Annotated in this window: 1 protein-coding gene and 1 pseudogene; both read left to right on the forward strand. The window is 52.9% G+C overall.

Annotated elements, in window-relative coordinates; all coding sequences use genetic code 11:
- Positions 1–361: 361 nt before the first annotated feature.
- Positions 362–715, forward strand: a complete 354-nt coding sequence (locus IBX54_RS14885) for a hypothetical protein (RefSeq protein ID WP_296543429.1) — start codon at positions 362–364, stop codon at positions 713–715.
- A gap of 944 nt (positions 716–1659) precedes the next feature.
- Positions 1660–1783: pseudogene (locus IBX54_RS14890) on the forward strand (DNA mismatch repair protein MutS); the annotation flags it as partial.

The raw sequence follows: 1783 nt of genomic DNA on the forward strand, positions 1-1783 counted from the left end.
GCCAGTGGCTGTTTGGCGCGCCATGTCGGGCTGCCCCATCCGGGCCAGCAATGCATCGCGATCGACGCCGGTCAGGTTGGCGGGTGGCGCGTAACTGCTGCAACCGCTCAACAGCAACAAACCGATGAAGGCCAAATGCGCAATCCGCATAACTGTGACTCCTGATGTCCTGAAATATGAAGCGATTTAAACGTCATTTTGACGAAGTGAAATAAACGGTTGAAGGGCATCAATATGATCCATGTCAATACACCCGCAGTTAGTGCTCCGCCCCCCCTAAATGGGGGGTATTCTTTTTGGGTCTTCATCGTTACGATCAGTTACAGCAACGAATTTTTTGCTTCAACTTTTAGGATTTCCCTTGTCTAATTTAATGTTCAAATTTTTGTCTATTGGTCTTGCTGTGGCAGTTGTCGGATGTGCCACGCGACCAGAAAGCATCTCGGCTTCATTCGTTTCGCATGAGAAATACATGGGACAAACGTGCCCCCAACTGACCGACAGCATGGCGGATGCTCGTGCGAAGTTGACTGAGTATTCAAAAATGCAAGACACCAAGGCGAATGTTGATGCAGCTACAGTGTTTTTGGTTCTAATCCCGGTAAGCAAACTGTCTGGCGATCATGCAGGGGACGTAGCCAAGTACAAGGGGGAAGTTGAGGCAATTGACACCGCACAAATAAAAACTGGCTGCAAAAAGCTGGTAAACGACTAATCGTTCACGTAAAAGACCCATTCACTGCCGCGCTACGCTTTCCATGAACAGCCCCGTCATTGCGAATGAAGTGACGCAATCCATGACCTCTGAATGCCTGATAGGGGTAGAGAAGGACTCTCGTCCTCCCCTCCCTCCGAACCGTGCGTGCGGTTTTCCCGCACACGGCTCTCCAGTTAGTGGTTTCCTCATCGGGATTGGCTCGCTTGTTGGTGGACTGTTGCCATGGTGAACAGTCCAAGGTTTGCGAAGTAAGCATTGGGCCAGCGTGTTTGATCGGCTCGGCACAGCCCCATACCGCGGCGTTTTTCCTGTTTTCTCAGGACTGCCCTCAACCGCCTCCGGATAAATCCATCGAGCGAATTGAATGTGCTTGACCGGGCGTGTTTTAAGTACCCGAACTGAGCACCGTGATCGCAAGCCCGCTGTATCGGCACCGATACCGCACACGGACCTTGAACAGAGACTTCGTCATCGCGAGCGTAGCGCGGCAGTCCATGCAGTCGGGGGGCATGGATTGCGTCACTGCATACGCAATGACAACGTTCTTTAACGTTAAGGTCAGCGCTGTGAACCGGAACGCGTCTGGCGTTCGGAGTTCGGCGTTGACCAGATGGATGCTGCCTTCGCTGCCATCCATCCGTGTTTGGCAGTGTCAAGGCCGAACCGGGCTCGATCACCGTCAGCGCCGTCAAGCATGACGTTAGCGAGTTGGCACAAGTCGGATGGGTGACAATAGAAACCAGGCCGCTTCCAGCGGTATGGTCAGATGAACGAGGTTTGCGCATCTGCGGGCGTTTTTCGCCTCGAAGTGGTGGCCATGTGACAAGTTGGACTTGCCGCTGAAGTCGCCTTCGCCCTTTTGAAAAAAGCTCGACTCGTTGACGTTAAATGATTTTCCAAAATTGAATCCTCCAGAAAAAGAGTCCCTGGCTCACACCCCCATGATGGCCCAGTACCTGGGCCTGAAAGCAGACTACCCCGACACGCTGCTGTTTTACCGCATGGGCGACTTCTACGAGCTGTTTTTTGCCGACGCCGAAAAAGCCGCGCGCCTGCTCAACATCA

The sequence above is a fragment of the Rhodoferax sp. genome (assembly GCF_014859475.1).
Taxonomy (GTDB): domain Bacteria; phylum Pseudomonadota; class Gammaproteobacteria; order Burkholderiales; family Burkholderiaceae_C; genus Rhodoferax.